Source organism: Amycolatopsis sp. NPDC049253, assembly GCF_040678995.1.
Taxonomy (GTDB): domain Bacteria; phylum Actinomycetota; class Actinomycetes; order Mycobacteriales; family Pseudonocardiaceae; genus Amycolatopsis.
Genome location: NZ_JBFAQX010000020.1, coordinates 96,258 through 116,228 on the forward strand (window position 1 = coordinate 96,258; position 19,971 = coordinate 116,228).

Consider the following 19,971-nt stretch of genomic DNA (forward strand, 5'->3'; position numbering starts at 1 on the left):
CGCGACGGTGACCGGCGTCGGTCGAGCACGTGGTTGCGGGGTGCGTTGCCGGCCTGCGCCGATTGGCCGGGCGCACCCGGAACAGTGCGCCGGTCGCGACGTTCGGGCGAAGCCTTGGCGCGACCGGGTTCGCGTGGCGCGAAGGCGGCGCCGCCGGCACAGCGGGGCGACGTGCCGTGGGCAGGGTTTCGTGTGGTGCCAAGGTTTCCGGGGTCTTCCACAGTGTCGAGGTCACAGGCGCACCACGCCGTTCGGGTGCCAGCAGGTCAGAGGGCGCAGGCCGGACGGGGTCAGTTCGGCCGCGAGGGTCACCGGGTGTTCGGCGGCGAGGGCCAGCAGGGGCCACGGGTCGACGCCCGGCAGCAGGGGCAGGGCTGCACCGTCCACATCGGACAGGGCCCAGCCGCCGTCGTGGCGGGCGGGGGTGAGGTCGGACAGGAGCACGGGCCAGCGGTCGAGCCACGGGTCCACGGCGAGGGCCTCGGCGAACCCCGCCAACGCGTCCGCGACGGTGTCGCCGCGGGGGACCGGCGTCGGCACGGCTTCGGTGCGGTCGGCGACGAGCGCGCGCAACGGCAGCGCGCCCGGGTGGAAGGCCAGTTCGCCGGGAACGACGTAGCCGGGAGGCAGGGAGCTGTCCAACGGGCGCCCCGGCGGGGCGAAGGACAGGACCAGCGCCACGCGCCCGGAGTGGCGGCCGCGCAGCCACGTGCGCCGGGTGCGGAGGTTGTCCTGTTCGTCGTCGACCGCGCCGGTCACGAGCCACTGGTCGGCGACGCGTTCGCCCGACTCCAGCACCTGCGCGGTGCCCGCCGAGAACCCCAGGCGCGTGCGCACGGTTTCGGCCAGCGGCGCGGGCAGTTCGTCCAGGCGAAGGGCCGCGCCGGCCAGCACGTACAGCAGCGACAGCTCGGCCAGCAGGTCACCCGGCCAGTCGCGGCCGCGCCCGACGAGGCCGGCCGCGCGCCGCAGCCCGCCCGCCAGGCCGGGGGCCTGGGCGTCGATCATCCGTGCGGCCACCGCGCGCAGCTGCTCGGCGCCGCCGCCGGAACCCGAGCCATCCGCGAAACCACTGCTCTCGAAGCTCGCGAGACCGGCCCCGACGCGATCGGTCAGCCAGCCACGCAACTCGGCCGCGCCCGCGGTCACGCGCGCGAGCCGCTCCTGCGCGCGTTTCGCCGCGGCTTCCAGGTCCTTCGGCGCGTCCGGCTTGCGTTCCGCGCGCGATGCCCGCGCCTCACGCTCCGCGAGCCACGTGGCGACGTCGGGCTCCTCGGCGGAGGAAGTCACCTGCTCCGCCGACCACAGCAGCAGCAACCCCAGCGCGTGCTTGCACGGGAACTTCCGCGACGGGCACGTGCACTTGAACGCCGGCCCCGCCAGCTCGACCACCGTGCGGTAGGGCTTCGCGCCACTGCCCTTGCACGAACCCCACACCGCCCGCGCCGAAGCGCCGGCGCCCGACCACTTCGCCGGTACCGCGAGCCCGCGCCCGGCCTTGGCCGACGCCGGGTCCGGCGCGAGCCCGGCGACCTGCTCGGGACTCCAGCGCGCTGCCACCTGTTCGGCCACGTTTCCCTTGCCGCTCCGTGTTTCCCACCCCCGTGAGGGGCTGACCGGAGAAGCATCTCATCCACCACCGACAGTTTCCGACACCTGCCGGGCCGCGATGAAAAACGCCGGACCGCGCAACGGCGATCCGGCGTTTCAGGGTGCCAAAGCGGCGAACGGGGTCAGGACTTGACCGCACCCCGCCAGCGCACGGTCGGGCGCATGCGCTCGTCGTTCACGCGGTGCTTGTTCGAACCGACGATGTCGAACAACGACTCGATCAGCGTGTCCGACAGCAGGTGCGGCTGCAGACCCAGCTCCACGAGCCCCGTGTGCTTCACGTTGTAGTAGTGCTCGGCCTGCTCCACCCGCGGGTTGTCCAGGTTCTCGATCTGGACCGGGCCGGGGAAGGTGTTCGCCACGATCTCCGCGATCTGGGCGACCGAGTAGCTCTCCGTCATCTGGTTGAACACGCGGAACTCGCCGCGGTCGGCCGGGTTCTCGACGGCGAGCCGGATGCACTCCACGGTGTCGCGGATGTCGAGCAGGCCGCGGGTCTGACCGCCCTTGCCGTAGACGGTCAGCGGCTGACCCAGCACCGCCTGGATCACGAAGCGGTTCAGCACGGTGCCGAACACCGCGTCGTAGTCGAACCGGGTCGCCAGGCGCGGGTCGAGCGCGGTCTGCGCCGTCTGCTGGCCGTACACGACACCCTGGTTGAGGTCGGTCGCGCGCAGGTCCCAGATGCGGCACGCGAACTCGATGTTGTGGGAGTCGTGCACCTTCGACAGGTGGTAGAAGGAACCCGGCTTCTTCGGGTAGAGCATGCGGTCCTTGCGGCCGTTGTGCTCGACCTCGAGCCAGCCCTCTTCGATGTCGATGTTGGGCGTGCCGTACTCGCCCATCGTGCCGAGCTTCACCAGGTGGATGTCCGGGTTGATCTCGGCGATCGCGTAGAGCACGTTCAGGTTGCCGACGACGTTGTTCTGCTGCGTGTAGACGGCGTGCTCGCGGTCGATCATCGAGTACGGCGCGGAGCGCTGCTCGGCGAAGTGGACGATCGAATCGGGAGCGAAGTCGCGCACGGCCGAATAGGTGAACTCGGCGTCGCACAGGTCGCCCTCGAACAGCGCGATCTTCTTGCCCGACACCTCCTCCCACGCCGCGATGCGCGTGGGCAGGTCTTCGATGGGGACGAGACTCTCGGCTTCGAGCTCTACGTCGTACTTGCGGCGGGCGTAGTTGTCCAGAACAGCCACTTCGTGGCCTTTGTCCGACAAGTGCAATGCCGTGGGCCAGCCGAGGTAGCCGTCACCGCCGAGAACCAGCACTCGCATTGAAGAGCCTTTCCGTATCGTTTACGCGACAAGCACGCTGATTCCTCTTTGTACATGACGCCTTGAACACGTCCGAACCTATCGACCAGGTGCTGATGATCACCTGGCAGACAGCTGTGAATCTACTGTGTGTCGGGGGGCCGGACGGCAGGCCGATCGGCCCGAGGGGAGACTGGGGGACATGACGACGGTAACCAACCCGGTGGAGCCTCGCACAACGGAGGATTCACCCCGGCCCCGGCGTCGCCTCGCCGGCAGGTTCTTCCGCGCGGCCACCAGTTCGGTCGCGGCGACTTTGCTCAGCCAGGCGGCGTTGCTCACGGTACTCGCGATCGGCGGTGCTCCGTGGCTGGCCAGCGCGTTCGCGTTCGCCGCGGGCGCGGTGCTGAACTTCTTCCTCACCCGCCGCTGGGTCTGGGGCCGGCGCGGCAAGCCGGAGGTCGGGCGCGAGCTGCTGCCCTACGTCGTCGTCATCTCGCTCGGCGGGCTCGCCTCCGTCGGGCTCACCACGCTCACCGGCCACCTGCTCGCGCCGCTCGACCTGCCGCACGCCTGGTGGGTCATTTCGATCGACGGTGCGTACGTGTTCAGTTACGCTTTGGTTTTCGTGGTGAAGTTCACGATGCTCGACCGCTTCGTGTTCGCCCGCGGCGCAGCACGTACCCCCGCCACCACGTCCCCGTCATGACCCGCGCGTAGTTCGCGCCGTAGACCACGCTGCCGCCCTTCTTGCTCTTGCCGGCCTTGCGCAGCCGCATGCTCATCGGCCGTTCGAGCACCCGGGCGCCGCGCGCGGTGACTCCCAGCAGCAATTCCGAAGACTGGTACTGCGGCTCGTTGAGCGCAACTGCGCACGCGAGCTCTGCGCGCATCGACCGGAAACCGAAGGACGTGTCGGTGATCTTCCGCCACGTGAGCGCCGAAGCCAGCCACGCGAACACGCGCACGCCGAGCCAGCGCATACGGCTGTCGGCCTCTTCGTGGCCCAGCCGCCGCGATCCCGTGACGAAGTCGGCGGTGTCGTCGAGCAGTGGTGCGACCAGTTCCGCCATCTCGCTGTTGTCGTACTGCCCGTCGCCGTCGGTCGTCACGACGTAGCGCGCGCCGCGGTCGGCCGCGAGGTGGTAACCGAGGCGCAAAGCCGCGCCCTGTCCCCGGTTCCTCGGCGCGACGCACACGTAGGCGCCGTGTTCCGCGGCGATGGCGGCGGTGTCGTCGCTGCCGCCGTCGACGACCACGAGCACGTCGACCGGCAGGCCGAGGCACTCGTCGGGCATCTTCTCGAGCACCTGGCCGATTCCGCCGGCCTCGTTGTAGGCGGCGATCACCACGGTCAGCTCAGACAGCTTCGCGCCCGGGTGCCGGTCGTCGAAATCCTTGACCGCGCCGACATCCACGGAGTCCGGGTACGCGGCGAGGCGCCGCCGGCTCGCGGCCGTGAGCGTGGTGAAGCCCAGCGCCCCCGCGACGGGCAGCAGCACGAGCGCCGGAATCTGGTAGCGCCACGAGAATTCGAAGACCGCCGACGCGAACAGGAGGAACAGCCCGCCACCTGCTGCGAAAAGCGCACCGGCGCGGGCCTTGTCGCGCGGTTTCTTGCGGCGCAGCAAGGTGAGCAGGCCAAGCAGGGCGAAGAACCCGAGCACGGCGCCGGGCACGAAGCCGCCGTTGATCTGGTAGTCGCGCAGGAAAGTCGCGATCGGCTCGTTCACGCTCGGGTTCACGCCGTCGTATTGCTGCGTGATCATCGCGATGTCGGCCGGTTCGTTCCACTCCGGGTAGGTCTGCTGGAACTGCCAGCGGTCGATCGGCACGTCGTTGATCGCCGTGCTGCGCGTGAACCGGAAGCTCTTGGAGAAGTCGCTCAGGATCGCCTTCGCGACGTCCCACCATTGGACCTTGAGCACGTCGACGGAGAACTCGTGCGCCAGCGCGGCCCGGTCGGCGCCCGGCGGCAGCGGGCCCGGCCACGCGGGGTCGAGGTCGGCGTGCGTGTAGTTGTCCACCAGTCGCGTGGACACGTCTTCGGTGGGGCAGAACACCTGCACCTCGGGGGCCAGGTGCAGGTTCGCGCAGTCGGCGACGGCGGCGGTGCGCCCGTAGAGCATGCTGCCCGAGGGACCGGTGAGCCCCCACTTCCCGGTCTGCGCCTTGACTTCCGCGGCGTAGGGCACGATCACGACGAGCATCGCCAGCACGCCGATGCCGGCGTTGCGCCAGCCGCGCCACGTCCGCCAGGAGCTGCCGGCGCCGAGCACGTACAGCAGGAACGGCACCGCGAGCGAGACGCCGATCAGCCGCACCAGCACGGCGAACCCGACCACGAGGCCCGCGAGCGCGATCCGCCGCCAGTTCGGCGCGCCCTTCGCCAGCAGGAGCCACAACAGGCCCAGCAGCAGCGCTTCGAACAGCACCTCGGACATGATGTTCTGCTCGATCTGCAGCTGGTACGCGTCCAGTAGCAGCGGCGCCGTCGCGAGCGCCGAGACCCAGCGGCGCGCGCCGAGCCGGCGGGCCAGCGCGTAGATCCCCACCGCGATCGCCAGCCCGCCCACGTGCTGCACGGCCGCGACCCACGACAGCCCGCCGACCGCCAGCAGCGGCCGCAGGATCAGGTCGTAGCCGATCGGGTTGAGCTGGTCGGCGCGCAGCGCGTGCAGGTTGTCCAGGTACCGGTACGAGTCGATGTACAGCAGCGCCGGCCGGTAGGCCACCCACGTGAGCACGCGCAGGACGGCGCCTGCGACGAGCAGGAGGAGCAGGAAGGCGTGGCGGCGGAGGAACAGGCTCACGGGGTCGCTTTCAGGTCCAGTTCCGAGAAGTACTTCCAAGCGGTGGCGAGGCCGTCGGCGAGCGAGATCGCCGGGGTGAAGCCGATGGTCTGGGCGCTGGCGGACACGTCGACGACGACCGCGGGCATCTCGCCCTTCGGCGCGGCCACGTGCTCCACGGGCAGCTCGGCGCCCGTCACGTCGCGCACGGTCTGCACCATCTCCAGCACCGACACGGAGTGGCCGGCGCCGACGATGGCGCGGCCGCTGTAGCCGCTTTCGAGCGCGAGCGCGATGGCGCGCACCACGTCGTCCACGTGCACCAGGTCGCGGCGCTGCTCGCCCGTGCCGTACACACGCACACCCTCGCCCGCCATCGCGGCGCGCATCATGCGCGGCACGAAGCTGTCCTTGTGCGACATGCCGGGGCCGTAGACGTTGGTGAACCGCAAGGCGCACGTCGTCATGCCGTACGCGCCGGTGTAGCCCGACAGCAGCATCTCGCACGCGGCTTTCGTGGCGCCGTAGGGCGTGAGCGGCCGCGTGGGCAGGTCCACGGTGATGGTCGACGTTCCGACGTCGCCGATCACGGCGTTGGTGGAGGCGAGCACGAAGGTCTGCACCTCGCGTTCGCGCGCGAGCTCCAGCAGCCCGTGGGTCACGGCGACGTTCTCGGTGAACGTGTCGTCGGGCAGCTCCACCGACTTCAGGACCGACGTGAGCGCCGCGAGGTGGACGATGGCGCCCGTACCCGCGGTGACGGCGGCTTCGCGGGTTTCCGCGTCGCGCAGATCGCCGGTGACCACGCGCACGCCCTCGTCTTCGGTGACGTACGGGACCCGGTCCACGACGGTGACGGGGTAGCCGCGATCGCGCAGCTCGCGCACGGCCGCGCGGCCGATGAAGCCGCTGCCACCGGTGACGACGACGGGTGTCCTTTCAGGACCGTTCTGCAGCACCATGGCGCACAACCTACCTCCGCAGCCTGTGAGCCAGGACAGCGGACGAGGGCGGCCGGGGCGATCGGTCCCGGATGTCCGGTAGGTCCGCTCGCTCCCGGCGCCCGCGTGTGGCCACCCCCAGTGATCACACGCGGGCGCCCGTCTCGTTTTCGCGACATCCCGTGCGCCGGAGTGTAGCGTTGACGGGACGGTCGATGTCAAGTTTTCGTGACAGCTATGCTTCACGTCGTCACGAGCGGAGGACGGTTGGGGGACTGATGACCGGGACGCCGGACACCGGGGACACGGTGAGTGGTCCCGGCGAGGAGACCAGCTTCGCCGAGCGGCTCGCGCACTTGATCGCGACGGTGCACCCGCCGGACCGCAAGCCCTACTCCTACCGCGAGATCGCGCAGGGGGTCGCGGAGCTCACCGGGGTGAGCATGTCGGCCACCCACGTGCAGCAGCTCGCCGTCGGGGCGCGGCGCGACCCGAAGCGCTCGCACATCCAGGCGCTGGCGCGGTTCTTCGGCGTGCCCGTCACCTACTTCTTCGACGACGACGTGGCCGAGCGCGTCGACGGGCAGATCGCCGACGTCGTCGCGTGGCGCGACACGGGCGCCCGCGACCTCGCGCAGCGCGCGATGCGGCTCTCCGAACGCGACCGCGACACCGTGTCGGCGCTGGTGGACCAGCTCAACAGCTACGACGCCGGGCACGAGCGCACCCGCCGCGGGCGCAAGCCCGAGTAGCTATGCTGATCATCGCCGGGGCGCCGCGGTGCACCCGGCTGGTCCAGCCGCCGAGCGCACCGGGAGGGGTCATCGACCCGAGCCTGAGAGAGCGCGCCCGCACCCGAGTGCGCGAGCTGCTGCGCGACGTGCCCCCGCCGCGCCCGTGGTCGATGAACGCGTGGGTCGACGAGCTGGAACGCCGCCGCGGCCGCGACATCGACCTGGTGGCCGTGGCGTACGAGCCGGGCCGGCCCTCGGGCGCCTGGCAGCGGCGCGCGGACTACGACCTCATCGCCTACACGGCCGGCACCTCGCCGCTGCACCAGGACCACATCATCGCGCACGAGCTCGCGCACCTGCTGTGCGAGCACCGCGGGTCCTGCGTGATGTCCGACGCGGAGGCCGCGGCGCTGGCGCCCGACCTCAGTGCCCACACGCTGGCGCACCTGCTCACGCGCGTGACGACCGACGTCGACGAGTACGAGGCGGAGCTCATGGCGGTGCTGCTGATGAGCGCGGCGACGGCCGAGGGCGAACCGCTCCGGCCCGGTGCGTCCGGGCGCTCGGCCGATCGCGCGCGGCGGCTCGCGTCGCTGCTCGGGTAGCGGCCGGATGATCGACGCGCTGTTCTTCGGGGTCGGGCTCGTCGCCGTGGCCGCCGGGACGTGGCGCGCCGTGCGGGCGCGCCGCACCGGCGCGGGCGCCGGGCTGGCCACGAGCCTGATCGCGCTCGGCCTCGCGTTGTTCTTGCTGGCCGACAGCGCGCAGGCGATCGAAAGCCGGATCTACCCGAGCCTCGGACGGCTGCTGTCGAACCTCGCGACGATGGTGGCCGCGTACGGCATCGAGGTCACCGTCGCCGAAATCGGTGGTGTGGCGGGGAAACGGCGCCGCAGCCGGCTCGCCGCGCTCGTGGTCGCGCTCGTCGTGCTCGTGGTGGCGTTCTTCTCGACCCGCGGGCTGCCGGTGGGCATCGGCCTGTTCGACGAGCTGTACCGGACCAACCCGACGCTGGTCGCCTACGTCGTGGTCTACACGCTCTACCTCGGGTTCGCGGTGGTGGACATCGCGATCGTGTCGGCCGGCGCGGTCCGTGCGGGCGCCGGCGCGTTGCGGGTGGGGCTCGGGCTGATGCTCGTGGCGTGCGTGTTCGCGCTGGCCTACCTCGCGGGCAAGATCGTGGACCTCGTCGCCGACGTGACCGCCGAGCACCCCGTCGCCGTGGTCTGCCGCGGCGCGTTCTCGACGGTCGACTGCGCGCTGGCCGTGGGTTTCCCGGCGATCTCGGTGCTGTTGATCGTGGTCGGCCTGACCGTGCCCGCGATCCCCGCGGCCGGGCGCGCGGTGCGCGACGCACGGACGCGGGCCGAGCTGCGCCCGCTGCGCGAGCACCTCGCCGGGCGGTTCCCCGACGTCGTCCGCCTCGGCCGCGCGGGCGCGACCGGGCGCGAGCGGCTGCTCACGGTGCTGAGCGAGATCAACGACGGCCTGCTGCTCGCCGGCATCCCGCCGTCGGCTCCGCCCGAGGCCGCGGCCGGCTTGCTGCGGCGAGGCGGCGGTGACGCGGTGGCGGGTCCGGCCGGTGACCTCCGCGGCGACACCGCGTTCGCGGCCGACGTCGCGCGGCTGCGGGCTATCGCGCGGGCGCTGCGAGCGGAGCGGTCAGCCGGAGCTGCCAGCCCTGTTCGGTGAGCACGACCAGGTGCAGCGCCTCGGCGCGCGCGGTCAGCGGCAGAAGCCGCTCCACGGCCCGCGTCACCGCGGTGTTCTGCTCGTCGCTGCCACCCATCGCGATCGTGAGGTGGGCCGGCGGGTGCGGGCCGAAGCGTCCGCCGTACGGCCGGACGCCGGGCCAGCGGTCGCACGCGGTGTCGGCGAGCGGCTGCAGCGCCGGGGCCGCCGCGGCGACGAACCCGGGGGCGGCCACCACGTCGCCCAGTGCGACGTCGACCGCCTCGTGGGCGGCCGCCAGCGCGGTCACGGCGGCGTCGACCTCGTCCGTGAGCTCGGCGGCGGGCAGGAACGGGTAGAGCGCCGTGACGTGCGGGGGCAGGCCGGGGCGCACCAGCGTGGGGCTGATCGCGGCGGCGGCCTCGAGCAGGCCGGCCGCGGCGGGGAGCTCGACGACGAGGGCACTGGTTCCGGGAGCGGGCACGGGGTGATCTTCCCGTACCCGCGGCGTATCGGGAAATTGAGGCTTGCCTACGTTCCCGGGTGCACCCGAATGGGAACCCTAAGTCTTTCCCAAGTTTTCCGCCCGTTTTGTGGACCGGCCCTACACTCGGTGAATGAAGATCGTCCTATGGACCGCATTGTGCGGATTGTGTGCCCTCGCCGGCCACGTGCTCCTGGGCGTCGTGGCTGTTTCCCTGCTCCTGGCCTGTGTTCCCGTACGGCGGGAAGTCGGCCGGGGAGCCGGAAAAAGAGAATTGATCACCACCCGAGGCTGATATTCGCCGGGTTGCCGCTCAATTGCAATTCAGTGGTAATAACCGTCCACGGGCAGGCGGGCTTCGTCGAACAATGCGGGGCCCTGCAGTTCGAAACTCGCGCCGGGCGCGGGTGGTTTCAGGGTGGCCAGCTGCTGCGTGGACAGAGCGAAGACCACCCGGCCGAGTCCTGACCGTTCGATGGCGCCCGTGCACATCCCGCACGGCTGGCAGCTCGTGTACATCGTCGTCAGCGCGGCCGTCTCGGGGCTGAGCTCGCGCGCAGCCCAGCGCGCGAGCTTCAGCTCGGGGTGCGCGGTGATGTCGTGGTCCGTGAGCGACGTGTTCCACTCCTCGACGAGCACCTTGCCGTCGGCGGTGGCGAGCAGCGAGCCGAACGGCGGGTTCCCGCTGGCCCGCGCCGTGGCGGCGAGCTCGATCGCACGGCGGAGCAGGGCCTGGGTCATCGTGGTCCCCTTTCGAGGGAGTGCTGCTTCCAGGCGTCCGCGACGGCCGCGAGCGCCCGCCAGGCCGCCGAGGGCCGCCGGGTCTCTTCAGGGTCGCCCGAGAACGGGTCGAACACCACGTCTTCGGCGCCGAGCCGCCGAAGTTCCTCCAGATCGCCCACGATCTGCTCCAGCGTGCCCTCGCCCGCGAGCCGGTCGGCGGGCGGCGCGTCGGTGAGCCGCAGGACGATCCGCGGCGCGAACGCGGGCACCGGTTCGCCCTCGGCCTCGGCGAGGTCGCGCAGCCGGCCGAGGGCGGCGCGGACCCACGGCAGCCGGAAGCGCAGCGGGTGCCACGCGTCGCCGAAGCGCACCGAACGACGCAAGGCGGCGTCGCTGCCGCCGCCGACCCACACGGGCACCCGGCCCGCCCGGTAGTCCTCCTCGTCGGCCCAAGCGGCGCGGATGGCCGCCAGGTGCGCGTCGGTCAGCGCGCCGCGGCGTTCGAACGGCACGCCGAGCGCCGCGTACTCCTCGCGCGCCCAGCCGACGCCGACGCCGAGCACGAACCGGCCGCCGCTGAGGTCGGCGAGGTTCGCGGCCATGCGGGCGGTGAGCAGCGGGTGCCGGTAGGGGAGGATCAGCACGGTGGTGCCCAGCCGCACGTCCGTCGTCGCGCCCGCCAGCCACGACAACGTGGTGAACGGCTCGTAGAACGGTGCGGGGTACTGAGCTGCCACGTCGGGCGTGATGGCGACGTGGTCGGACACCATCAGCAGGTCGTAACCGAGCCCTTCACCGGTCTGCGCCCACGCGCGCAGCACGCCGGGGTCGGCGCCGGGGCCGAAGTTCGGGATGTTCACACCGAGTCGCACGCCACCAACGCTATCCGCGCGGACTCGGCCGGTGAAGGGATTCCGTCCGGCATATCGACCCGATGGCCGTGGATCTGCCGGTAGATTGCGGGAATGGCCGAGACTCTCGACGACACCGACTGGGCGATCCTCGCCGAGCTGCAGCAGGACGGCCGGCTCGCGCTCACCGAGCTGGGCAAACGCGTGAGCCTCAGCGCGTCGGCGACCACCGAGCGCGTGCGGCGGCTCGAGGCCCTCGGCGTGATCACCGGCTACCGCGCCGAGGTCGACCTCGGCAAGGTCGGGTTCGGCGTGCTGGCGGTGGTGCGGCTGAAGTTCCCCGGCAACCGCCACGACCCGCTGCACCGGCTGCTGGCCGAACGCGCCGAGCTGCTCGAATGCCTCCGCACCACCGGCGACGACTGCTACACGCTCAAGGTCGCCGCCACGTCGATGGAGCACCTCGAGCAGCTCATGGGGGAGCTGGCGCAGTTCGGGAGCACCACCACGAACGTCGTCTACAGCCAGACGCTGCCGTACCGGGGGCCGCGCAAACCCGCCTGAAGAATTTCCCGCCGATTTGTCGAAGCGCGCCCGGCCCCTCCGACGTGTCCGTGACGGGGGCGCACCGAGCGTCCCCTCGGAGCGAAGGAGACGCCATGGGCACCGAGATCGACGTCCGGTGGGAAGGCGTGCTGGCGGGGACGCCGGAGCAGGTGTGGGACGCGTTCACCGCGCACACCGGCGGCTGGCTGTGGGAGATCGCCTACGAGCCACGGCCCGGCGGTGCCGAGCGCGGCCTGACGCCGGCCGGCGGCACCGTCGTCGAGTGGGACCCGGCGCGGCGGTTCGTGACACGCGCCGACTCCGCCGACGGGTGGTTCAACCAGCTCGACTACGATCTCGAGCCCCGCGGAGCCGGCACGCTGCTGCGCTACCGGCACCGCTCGGTTCTCGGCGAGGACCACGACGTGCAGCTCGACTCGTGCCTGCACCACACGAAGTTCTACTACCACTCGCTCACCGAGTACGTCCGCCACTTCGCGGGCCGCGACGCGACGTACGTGTCGGCAGGTGCGCCGGAGTCCTCGGCCGACGGCGGGTTCGCGGCGGTGTGCGACGCGCTCGGTGTGGGCGACGCGGCCGTCGGCGACCGGGTCGTGGCCGCGGGACCGACGCCGATCGACGGCGTGATCGACTACCGCACCGACCGCTTCCTCGGCATCCGGACGGCCGGCGCGCTCCACCGCGTCTACGGCCGTGACGCGTGGGGCTGGCCGGTCGCCGTGGCGGCGCACGTGTTCGACGGCCCGGCGGACCCGGAAGTGGCCTGGACCACTTGGCTGGCCGGTGGTTTCCCCGCGGGAACGCACGAATAGCCCGGGTCGCCGAGTGTTCACCCGCGCGTCGTTGATGGCGGCGCCGGGCCTCCCCTAGCGTCGGGCCGTCTTCGACCTATGCGGAGGAACGCATGTCCCCTGGCGATCTCAGCCGGCGTAACTTGTTGCGTGTGAGTGGTGTCGTGGCGGCCGGAGCGGCGATGGGCATGCTGCCCGGCGTCGCGTTCGCGGCTCCCGCGCCGGGCACGACGCAGCAGACCAAGACGGTGACGGGCACCTTCAAGCCCGACGTGCCGGACTGGTACTACCTGCCCGTCGACGTGCCCCGCGGGGTCAAGCAGATCGATGTCGTCTACTCCTACGACCGGCCGGCCGTGCCCGCCGGCGTCCGCGGGAACGCCTGTGACATCGGCATGTTCGGGCCGGAGGGGCACGACCTCGGCAACGCGCGCGGCTTCCGCGGCTGGTCCGGCGGGTTCCGCGACCGCTTCTCGATCAGCGCCTCGGAGGCCACCCCCGGGTACCTCGCCGGCCCGATCAAGCAGGGCCGCTGGCACGTGATCCTCGGCCCGTACACCGTGGCGCCGCAGGGCATGAACTACCGCGTGGACATCACGCTGACGTTCGGCGCGGACGACAAGCCGTTCAAGCCGAACCCCGCGCCGGAGACGGCGCCGGCCCGCCAGCGCGGCAAGTCCTGGTACCGCGGCGACTGCCACCTGCACACCGTCCACTCCGACGGCAAGCGCACGCCGGACCAGCTCGTCGCCGACGCCCGCGCGGCCGGGCTCGACTTCATCGTCTCCACCGACCACAACACCAAGAGCTCGCAGCTGATCTGGGGCGACTACGCCACCGACGACCTGCTGATCCTCAACGGCGAAGAGGTCACCACGCGCTCGGGCCACTGGCCCGCGATCGGCCTGCCCGCCGGCACCTGGATCGACTGGCGCTACCGCGCATCCGACGCGGCGGACTTCCGGCGCTTCACCGACCAGGTGCACCGCGCGGGCGGCCTGGTCACCGCGGCGCACCCGTTCGCGAACTGCTTCGGCTGCACGTACGAGTTCGCCTACGAGATCGCCGACCTCGTCGAGGTCTGGAACGGCCCGTGGACCCAGGACGACGAGGCCAGCGTCACGCACTGGGACGGCCTGCTGCGCGGCGGCCGCTGGATCCCCGCGATCGGCGACTCCGATGCGCACAATCCGGACCAGATCGTCGCCCTGCCGCACACCGTGGTGAAGGCGGACAGCCTCGGCCGCGCCGACCTGCTGGCCGGCCTGAAGGCGGGCCGGACGTGGCTGGCCGAGTCGAAGGACGTGAACCTCGAGTTCGGCGCGTCCGGCGGCGGGCGCAGCGCGGGCATCGGCGAGCGGCTCACGGCCGGCACCGGCACCGCGGTCGCGGTGAGCGCGACGGTGACCGGCGCGCCGGGCACCACGGTCACCTTCCTCGACCAGCTCGGCCCCGAGCACGTCGAGACGGTGCCCGACAGCGGTACCGCCACCGTGACGTGGACGACCTACCCGCGCTACAGCCGGTGGGTGCGCGTGGAGGTGCGGCGCCCGTCGGGTGGCCCGAACACCACCACGCCGAACGCCATGGTCGCCATGTCCAACCCGATCTTCCTGGGTGCCGCCGACGGCAAGTGATCCCGGCCCGTCCTCCTTCACCCACACACGGGCCCTACCGGTCCTCCGGGCAGAATTGTCCGAACAGGTCTTGTGAGAAGGGTGGGGGAGGACGGGTGCGCGGGTGCGGGGTCAAGGCGGCGATCGCTGCGGTCGTCGTGGTCCTCGTGGCCGTGGTCGTCGTCGTGGTGGTGGTGTCGCGAAGCAGCGACGTCGCGACGCCCGGGTGCACGGTCACGGTGCCGCAGGAGCCGGGCCAGCAGGATCCGACGCAGTACACGCTGCAGCCCGACCAGATGAGCAACGCCGCGACGATCGCCGCGGTGGCTTCGAAGGAGGGGCTGCCGGCGCACGCCGTCACGGTCGCGCTGGCCACGGCGTTGCAGGAGTCGAAGCTGCGCAACCTCAGCGGCGGTGACCGCGACTCGGTCGGCCTGTTCCAGCAGCGCCCGAGCCAGGGCTGGGGCACGCCGGCGCAGCTGCAGGACCCGGTCTACGCGGCCACGGCGTTCTACGAGAAGCTCGCCAAGCTCTCGGGCTGGGAGTCGATGCCGATCACCGAGGCCGCGCAGGCGGTGCAGCGCTCCGCCGCGCCCGACGCCTACGCCCAGTGGGAACCCGTCGCGCGCGCCGCGGCGAACGCGCTGACCGGCCAGATCCCGGCCGCGCTGACCTGCCGCAACATCACCGTCGGCCCGGCCCGCTCGAACCTCGTCGCGACCGCCAACGCCGAACTCGGCACGGCCCGCCTCAGCGGCGCCCACCCGGCCACGCAGGGCTGGGCCATCAGCACCTGGCTGGTCGCCCGCGCCGCCACGGTGGGCGTCGACAAGGTCACCTTCGCCGGCCAGTCCTGGACGGCCGAGTCGGGCGCGTGGACGGCCGACCCGTCGGTCGGGCCGAACCTGACGCTGCACCAGGTGCCGGCCACTCCGCCCAGCTCGCGCTGACCGTCCACTTCGGAACTCGGTTCAGCCTGCGAACCTGTCGATCTCGGTCAGCTCCGCGGAAAGCCGCCTTTGGCGGTCGTGTCGGGTCCACGGGGATTGCGCAGATGCTCGACTGCTTCTGGATTCAGGTCGTGGTCAGTCGAGCCGGCTGATCGTGAGTGTGACGCTGCCTTGGTTCCGGTCGGAGAAGTGCCAGGGCTCGTCGGCGACGGCCGGAGAAGTGCCCGTCCGCGCTGACTTTGTGCTCGGCGGTGGGGCCGATGGCGATGCGTTCGTGTTCGCGATTGTCCTGTGGGTCCGCATTCTCGCCGCACCATCCCCCCAGCGCAGGAACTCCGCCGGGGGGATGGCTGAGCACTGACCGACCTCAGTGCTCCGGCGCGGCCAGCCCGGCGGCATCGACGAACTCACCGGACTCCACCGGTTCGTCCGTCGACCTGCCCGTGAGCTCGCCCATCGCGCGGGCCTTCTCGGGCGTCCGCGCCGGGCCGGCCGCGGTTGCCTCACCGGTCGGAGACTACGTCCAGGCGGGATCACGGCCGGTCAGGCCGAGGATGCGGTCCAAGGTGGGTGCGTCGGTCGGCACGGTGACCTCCGGGCCGTACATGCCCATCTCCCGCCCCTGCTCCACGCCGGCGAACACCGTGTCGTGCAGGTGCGCCAGCAGGTCGGCGGGCAGTTCCAGCCGCTGCCCGGTCGCGGCTGCCAGGTCCCAGCCGTGCACGGCCAGCTCGCCGACGATCATGTCGCCCATGACGGGCGCGGGCAGCGTGTGCGGCGTGCCCATGGTCGTCTCGCCGGCCCAGGCGCTCGGCGGCGCCCACGACGACGCGATGTCGTCCAGCAGGGCGAGCAGGCGGCCGCGCCAGTCGCCGGCCGTCAGGTCCACATCGGACTCGGCGGCCGCCGGCTGCGGAACGGACTCCTTGCGGCCGGCGCCGGCGAGCGACGGGCCCCAGAACAGGAGGTGGTTGACCAGTGCCCGCACGTCGTACTCCGTGCACGGAGTCTTGTTGGCGAGCTGGTCGTCGGTGATGGTGCGGGCGACTGCGGCCATGGCCTCGGCCGCGTGGGATAGGTGTGACATGGCGGCGACGCTAGGCGGCGCGGACCGGAGCGGTATTGAACAAAGGCGACATACACTGTGCCGTGTGGGGCGGGATGCTCGTGAGCTGCGGAGCGCGTGGACCAGGTACCAGCGCCACGCGTTCCACGACCCGTCGCCGGCGCTCGCGCCCTGGGTGGAGCGGTACTGGGAGGCGCGCTGGGACTACGCCGAGCCCTACCGGCAGAAGATCGTGCCTTATCCGAACGTGCACCTGTCGTTCGGCAGCGGCCGCGCGGACGTCAACGGCGTCTGCAGCGGCTACCGGATCAAGGTCCTCGGCGGCCGCGACCACGTCTTCGGCGTCGCGTTCCGGCCGGGCGGCTTCCGCTCGTTCCTCGGTGCCTCCGTTTCGACGATCACCGACCGCGTCGTCCCGGCGGCCGACGTGTTCGGCCCCGGCCTGCCCACGACGCTCGACGTGCCGACCGTGGACGCGTTCCTGCTGAAACACCTGCCGGACGACGACCCCCGGGTGCGCCAGGCGGTGGCCGCGGTCGAGCTGATCGCCGAGGACAAGGCCGTGACCAGGGTCGAACGCCTCGCCGACGAGCTGGGGCTGAGCATGCGGGGGCTGCAACGGCTGTTCGCGGAGTACGTGGGCATCGGGCCCAAGTGGGTGATCCGCCGCTACCGCCTGCACGAGGTGACCGCACGCATGGCCACCGGCGGGGCGATCGACTGGGCCGCGCTGGCGGCGGACCTCGGCTACGCCGACCAGGGCCACTTCATCCGCGACTTCAAGAGCATGTTCGGCGAGCCACCGACCTGGTACGCGCAGCGGTATTAGCCCGCCTCGCCGGATTCGCGAACCGCCGTTCCCCGCCGGGGCCGACGCGTTCCAGCGGGGTTGGCCATCACACCCGCGCTGCCGATGAACAGGTCGATGCCGCGGCCGGAGGTGAGGACGGCGTCGGCGTAGGCACGCGCGCCGCCGAGGTCGAACGGGGCGGTGAGGAGCCCGCTCCACGTCAAGTTCGCGTGGCGAGCGTGGGCTCCGGCGCGCTCTCGGGTACGTGGTCCGTGCGCCGCCGGGCGGCGATGGCGAGGCCGGCCACGGACGTGGCGACGCCGGTGCCCACGATGAGCAGCCAGCCGCGCCGGAAGGCCGCGAGGTCCTGCGTGCCGGCGTAGATCGCGACGAGCACGGCCGTGCCGAGCACCGTGCCGATCTGGCGGCTGGTGTTGATCATCGACGACCCCGCGCCCCAGCGGGCGGCGGGCAGGACCGTGGCGACGATGCCCGAGACGCTGGGCATCGTGAGGCCGACGCCGGCGCCGGTCAGGAGCTGGCCGGGCAGCATCGCCGTCAGGTACGCCGGTTCGGACCCCATCCGCAGCAGCCACACCGTCACGCCGAGCGCCATGGCCAGGCCGCCGGCCGCGATCACCGGCCCGGGGCCCGTGCGGTGCGCGAGCCGGCCCGCGAGCTGCGACACGGGCACGACCACGAGCGGGCCGGGCGCCAGCGACAGGCCCGCCACGAGGATCGAGTCGTGCCACTGCGACGTCAGGAACAGCACGTTGCCGAACAGCATCGCGCCGAAGCCCGCCGAGTACACGGCGACCGCGAGGCACGCCAGCCACAGCGTCGGCACGCGCAGCGCCGGCAGGTCGAGCACCGGCACGGCGTGCCGCGCCGAGCGCCACGGAACCCACGTCAGCGCCACCGCGGCGACGGCGAACGCGATCAGCACGGCCGGCGAACCCCAGCCGCGGTCGGGAGCCTCGACCAGCGCGTATGCCAGCGCCCCGACGCCGACGAGCAGCCCGAGCGCGCCGAGGAAGTCGGGGACGCCGGTGGTGCCGTCGCGTGTCTCGCGCAGCACCCGCGGGCCGAACACCAGCGTGAGCACCCCGATCGGCAGGTTCACCAGGAACACCCAGCGCCACGACGCTTCCACCAGCAGGCCGCCGACGGGCGGGCCGAGCGCCGCCGCCACCGCGCCGATCGACGCCCACACCCCGACCGCCATCGACCGCCGGTGCGGCGGGAACGCGGTGAGCAGCAGGGCCAGCGCGGTCGGCATCACCAGCGCCGCGCCCACCGCCTGCAGGGCGCGGAACGCCACGAGCAGCTCGATCGACGTCGCCGCCGCGCACGCGGCCGAGGCGAGGGTGAACACCGCGACGCCCAGCAGGAACAGCCGCCGGCGGCCGTAGCGGTCGGCGAGCCGGCCCGCCGGGGCGAGGAAGGCGGCGAAGAGCACGGTGTAGCCGTTGAGCACCCACGACGTCGTCGCGAGATCTGCGCCGGTGAACGCCACGCGGATGGCCGGGAACGCGACCGTCACGATGAACAGGTCGAGGCTCGCCAGGAACGTCGCGGCCGAGACCACGAGCAGGACCGCGCCGGGACGGACCGGGGCTGGGGACATGAGCGGGGCTCCCGTCGACTCGGTTGGCAAAAGCAACCTAGCTGGCGGGAGTCAGTCCTCACAAGCGACTGTGCTGGTTGTTACCTGGCGGGCGCAGCAATGACGGAGTCGTAGAGCTGCTGGATGTCCTTGTCGAAGTAGGCGCTGTAGGACACGTCCGGGGTGTCGCCGCCCTGTTCGTAGCCGCCGATCACGCCGATCACCGTGCCGAGCCCGGTCGCCGGGTCGGCCGCCGTGACCCACGGGCCGCCGCTGGTGCCGTCGGGGAAGCCAGGGCACTCCACGCGCTGCTGGTAGGTGTCCGACCGGGTCGTGGTGTTCGCGCAGACGACCGGGGCATCGGCCGTGTCCGGGTAGCCGGTGAGTGTGATGCGGTTCGTGAAGCCCCGGTCGACGCCGAGCCGGTTCGCGCCGGCCAGGCTTTCCAGCGACGCGGCGGTGCCGGGCTGCGTGACGGTGAGGAACGCGAAGTCGAGGTCCTGGTCGGCCGAGGCCGTCCAGCCCGCGGGCACGGCCGAGGCGGTCACCGTCCAGCTGCCGTAGGGGGCGACACCGTCGTGGTATCCGGGTTCGAACGTGAGGCCGGCGGTGCCGCCGCCGAGGCAGTGCGCGGCGGTGAGGACGAGGTCGCCGGCCGGGCTGTGGACCACGCTGGCGGAACAGAAGTGCTTGCCCCCGGAGAACAACGCGCCGACCGCGTCGGTGGCCGCGGTCGCGGGCGTGGGTGCCGGGGTCTCGGGCACGGCCGCACTCGCGACGGGGTCGCCGCCGAGCAGCCCGTCGGAGTCCGCGACCGAGGTGGACACCGCCGCGCCGCCCGTCAGCACCAGCACGGCGGCGGCCGACACCGCCAGCACCGCCCGGGAAACGTTGATCACCACCCGTTCAGGTCAGCACGCTTTCGGGCACAAAGCACGCCGAGCGCCCGGATGCACAGCAACCTCACAGTGGTTTCGAACGGGCACTGAACCGGGGTGCCGGCCCGGGGGATCCCGCCGCCGGGATCCCCCGGGCCCGGCTCAGAAGCGCGTCACCAGCAGTGTCACGCCCGCTTCGCCGCCGCAGTCGACCAGGACCGGCCCGACCCCCGAGCCGATCTGGTCCGACGCACGGGCGGTGGCCCGGTAGTGCGCCGGGTCCGGGTCGACGACGCGGATGTCAACGAGCGCCGGGTGGTCCGGCAGCCCGCCCAGCACGGACCTCAGCCCGGTGCCGCCCCCGCAGTTGCCGGTGATCGCGACTTCCTGGCCCCGCGCGGTGGCCGGGTCGGGGCTCACGTGCACGGTGGCCCGCGCGCCCTCCGGCGGCCGGTCGCCGCTCGCCGACGCGGTGGTGATCCCGATCGTGCCCGCCGCCGCGACCGCCCCGGCCACGGCCGCCACCAGTACCACTTTCCTGTTCCCCACGGTGTTGTCCCTCCCCGGGTGTCCACTTCGGACACCAGCCGAACGGTCCTCCGGAGTGGGACCTGCCGGGCAAGACGCCCGGGTGACGACTGAGG

The 19,971-nt window shown here is 72.1% G+C and carries 21 protein-coding genes; 9 read left to right on the top strand and 12 right to left on the bottom strand.

Going from position 1 to position 19,971, the window contains the following annotated elements; all coding sequences use genetic code 11:
* Positions 1-231 precede the first annotated feature (231 nt).
* Positions 232-1,572: an SWIM zinc finger family protein gene (locus tag AB0K15_RS33815; RefSeq protein WP_364059771.1), complete on the bottom strand. Its 1,341-nt coding sequence runs from the start codon at positions 1,570-1,572 to the stop codon at positions 232-234.
* A gap of 161 nt (positions 1,573-1,733) precedes the next feature.
* Positions 1,734-2,888 (bottom strand): NAD-dependent epimerase/dehydratase family protein, encoded by a 1,155-nt coding sequence (locus tag AB0K15_RS33820; protein WP_364059773.1) that lies wholly within the window; start codon positions 2,886-2,888, stop codon positions 1,734-1,736.
* Positions 2,889-3,069: 181 nt separating this feature from the next.
* Between AB0K15_RS33820 and AB0K15_RS33825 the strand changes: the two genes are divergently transcribed.
* The gene (locus AB0K15_RS33825) at positions 3,070-3,576 is read left to right on the top strand and encodes a GtrA family protein (RefSeq protein WP_364059775.1); all 507 of its coding nucleotides are present in this window, start codon (positions 3,070-3,072) and stop codon (positions 3,574-3,576) included.
* On the opposite strand, the gene AB0K15_RS33830 is transcribed toward AB0K15_RS33825, so the two are convergent.
* Together AB0K15_RS33830 and AB0K15_RS33835 are read right to left on the bottom strand one after the other, a co-directional pair.
* Positions 3,506-5,680, bottom strand: a complete 2,175-nt coding sequence (locus tag AB0K15_RS33830) for a glycosyltransferase family 2 protein (RefSeq protein ID WP_364059778.1) — start codon at positions 5,678-5,680, stop codon at positions 3,506-3,508. The genes AB0K15_RS33825 and AB0K15_RS33830 overlap by 71 nt on opposite strands.
* Positions 5,677-6,621 (bottom strand): NAD-dependent epimerase/dehydratase family protein, encoded by a 945-nt coding sequence (locus tag AB0K15_RS33835; RefSeq protein ID WP_364059781.1) that lies wholly within the window; start codon positions 6,619-6,621, stop codon positions 5,677-5,679. The genes AB0K15_RS33830 and AB0K15_RS33835 overlap by 4 nt, the downstream gene beginning before the upstream one ends.
* Before the next feature lie 257 nt (positions 6,622-6,878).
* On the opposite strand from AB0K15_RS33835, the gene AB0K15_RS33840 reads away from it, so the two are divergent.
* The 3 genes from AB0K15_RS33840 to AB0K15_RS33850 are packed head-to-tail and all read left to right on the top strand — an operon-like array spanning position 6,879 to position 9,026.
* Positions 6,879-7,352, top strand: a complete 474-nt coding sequence (locus AB0K15_RS33840; RefSeq protein WP_364059784.1) for a helix-turn-helix transcriptional regulator — start codon at positions 6,879-6,881, stop codon at positions 7,350-7,352.
* Positions 7,353-7,354: 2 nt separating this feature from the next.
* Positions 7,355-7,939, top strand: a complete 585-nt coding sequence (locus AB0K15_RS33845) for a hypothetical protein (protein WP_364059787.1) — start codon at positions 7,355-7,357, stop codon at positions 7,937-7,939.
* A 7-nt stretch (positions 7,940-7,946) separates the two neighbouring features.
* Positions 7,947-9,026, top strand: a complete 1,080-nt coding sequence (locus AB0K15_RS33850; protein WP_364059790.1) for a hypothetical protein — start codon at positions 7,947-7,949, stop codon at positions 9,024-9,026.
* Here AB0K15_RS33850 and AB0K15_RS33855 read toward each other — a convergent pair.
* From AB0K15_RS33855 to AB0K15_RS33865, 3 genes are all read right to left on the bottom strand, one after another.
* Positions 8,968-9,489 carry a 2'-5' RNA ligase family protein gene (locus AB0K15_RS33855; protein ID WP_364059793.1) on the bottom strand — a complete coding sequence of 174 codons (522 nt, stop codon included), beginning with the start codon at positions 9,487-9,489 and terminating at the stop codon, positions 8,968-8,970. The genes AB0K15_RS33850 and AB0K15_RS33855 overlap by 59 nt on opposite strands.
* Positions 9,490-9,813: 324 nt before the next feature.
* Positions 9,814-10,230 carry a nucleoside deaminase gene (locus AB0K15_RS33860; protein ID WP_364059796.1) on the bottom strand — a complete coding sequence of 139 codons (417 nt, stop codon included), beginning with the start codon at positions 10,228-10,230 and terminating at the stop codon, positions 9,814-9,816.
* A complete protein-coding gene (locus tag AB0K15_RS33865; protein WP_364059799.1) occupies positions 10,227-11,084 on the bottom strand; it encodes an LLM class flavin-dependent oxidoreductase in 858 nt (285 codons plus the stop codon). The genes AB0K15_RS33860 and AB0K15_RS33865 overlap by 4 nt, the downstream gene beginning before the upstream one ends.
* A 93-nt stretch (positions 11,085-11,177) precedes the next feature.
* On the opposite strand from AB0K15_RS33865, the gene AB0K15_RS33870 reads away from it, so the two are divergent.
* The 4 genes from AB0K15_RS33870 (at position 11,178) to AB0K15_RS33885 (ending at position 14,987) form a co-directional block, all read left to right on the top strand.
* Positions 11,178-11,627: an Lrp/AsnC family transcriptional regulator gene (locus tag AB0K15_RS33870; protein WP_364059802.1), complete on the top strand. Its 450-nt coding sequence runs from the start codon at positions 11,178-11,180 to the stop codon at positions 11,625-11,627.
* Between the two features lie 95 nt (positions 11,628-11,722).
* Positions 11,723-12,442, top strand: a complete 720-nt coding sequence (locus AB0K15_RS33875) for an SRPBCC domain-containing protein (RefSeq protein ID WP_364059805.1) — start codon at positions 11,723-11,725, stop codon at positions 12,440-12,442.
* Positions 12,443-12,534: 92 nt separating this feature from the next.
* Positions 12,535-14,058, top strand: coding sequence for a CehA/McbA family metallohydrolase (locus AB0K15_RS33880; protein WP_364059808.1), 1,524 nt, complete (start codon positions 12,535-12,537; stop codon positions 14,056-14,058).
* 95 nt (positions 14,059-14,153) lie between these two features.
* Complete coding sequence (locus AB0K15_RS33885) at positions 14,154-14,987, top strand: hypothetical protein (protein WP_364059811.1); 834 nt, start codon at positions 14,154-14,156, stop codon at positions 14,985-14,987.
* 517 nt (positions 14,988-15,504) lie between these two features.
* On the opposite strand, the gene AB0K15_RS33890 is transcribed toward AB0K15_RS33885, so the two are convergent.
* Positions 15,505-16,074: a TIGR03086 family metal-binding protein gene (locus tag AB0K15_RS33890; RefSeq protein ID WP_364059814.1), complete on the bottom strand. Its 570-nt coding sequence runs from the start codon at positions 16,072-16,074 to the stop codon at positions 15,505-15,507.
* A gap of 64 nt (positions 16,075-16,138) precedes the next feature.
* Between AB0K15_RS33890 and AB0K15_RS33895 the strand changes: the two genes are divergently transcribed.
* Positions 16,139-16,882 (top strand): helix-turn-helix domain-containing protein, encoded by a 744-nt coding sequence (locus AB0K15_RS33895; RefSeq protein WP_364059817.1) that lies wholly within the window; start codon positions 16,139-16,141, stop codon positions 16,880-16,882.
* On the opposite strand, the gene AB0K15_RS33900 is transcribed toward AB0K15_RS33895, so the two are convergent.
* The 4 genes from AB0K15_RS33900 to AB0K15_RS33915 form a co-directional block, all read right to left on the bottom strand.
* Complete coding sequence (locus AB0K15_RS33900; protein ID WP_364059820.1) at positions 16,879-17,067, bottom strand: hypothetical protein; 189 nt, start codon at positions 17,065-17,067, stop codon at positions 16,879-16,881. The two genes, AB0K15_RS33895 and AB0K15_RS33900, sit on opposite strands and share 4 nt — an antisense overlap.
* Positions 17,064-18,470: a DHA2 family efflux MFS transporter permease subunit gene (locus AB0K15_RS33905; protein ID WP_364059823.1), complete on the bottom strand. Its 1,407-nt coding sequence runs from the start codon at positions 18,468-18,470 to the stop codon at positions 17,064-17,066. The genes AB0K15_RS33900 and AB0K15_RS33905 overlap by 4 nt, the downstream gene beginning before the upstream one ends.
* 80 nt (positions 18,471-18,550) lie before the next feature.
* Complete coding sequence (locus AB0K15_RS33910; protein ID WP_364059826.1) at positions 18,551-19,351, bottom strand: trypsin-like peptidase domain-containing protein; 801 nt, start codon at positions 19,349-19,351, stop codon at positions 18,551-18,553.
* Between the two features lie 138 nt (positions 19,352-19,489).
* Entirely contained in the window at positions 19,490-19,876 is a 387-nt protein-coding gene (locus AB0K15_RS33915) for a hypothetical protein (protein ID WP_364059829.1), read from the bottom strand.
* Positions 19,877-19,971: the final 95 nt, after the last annotated feature.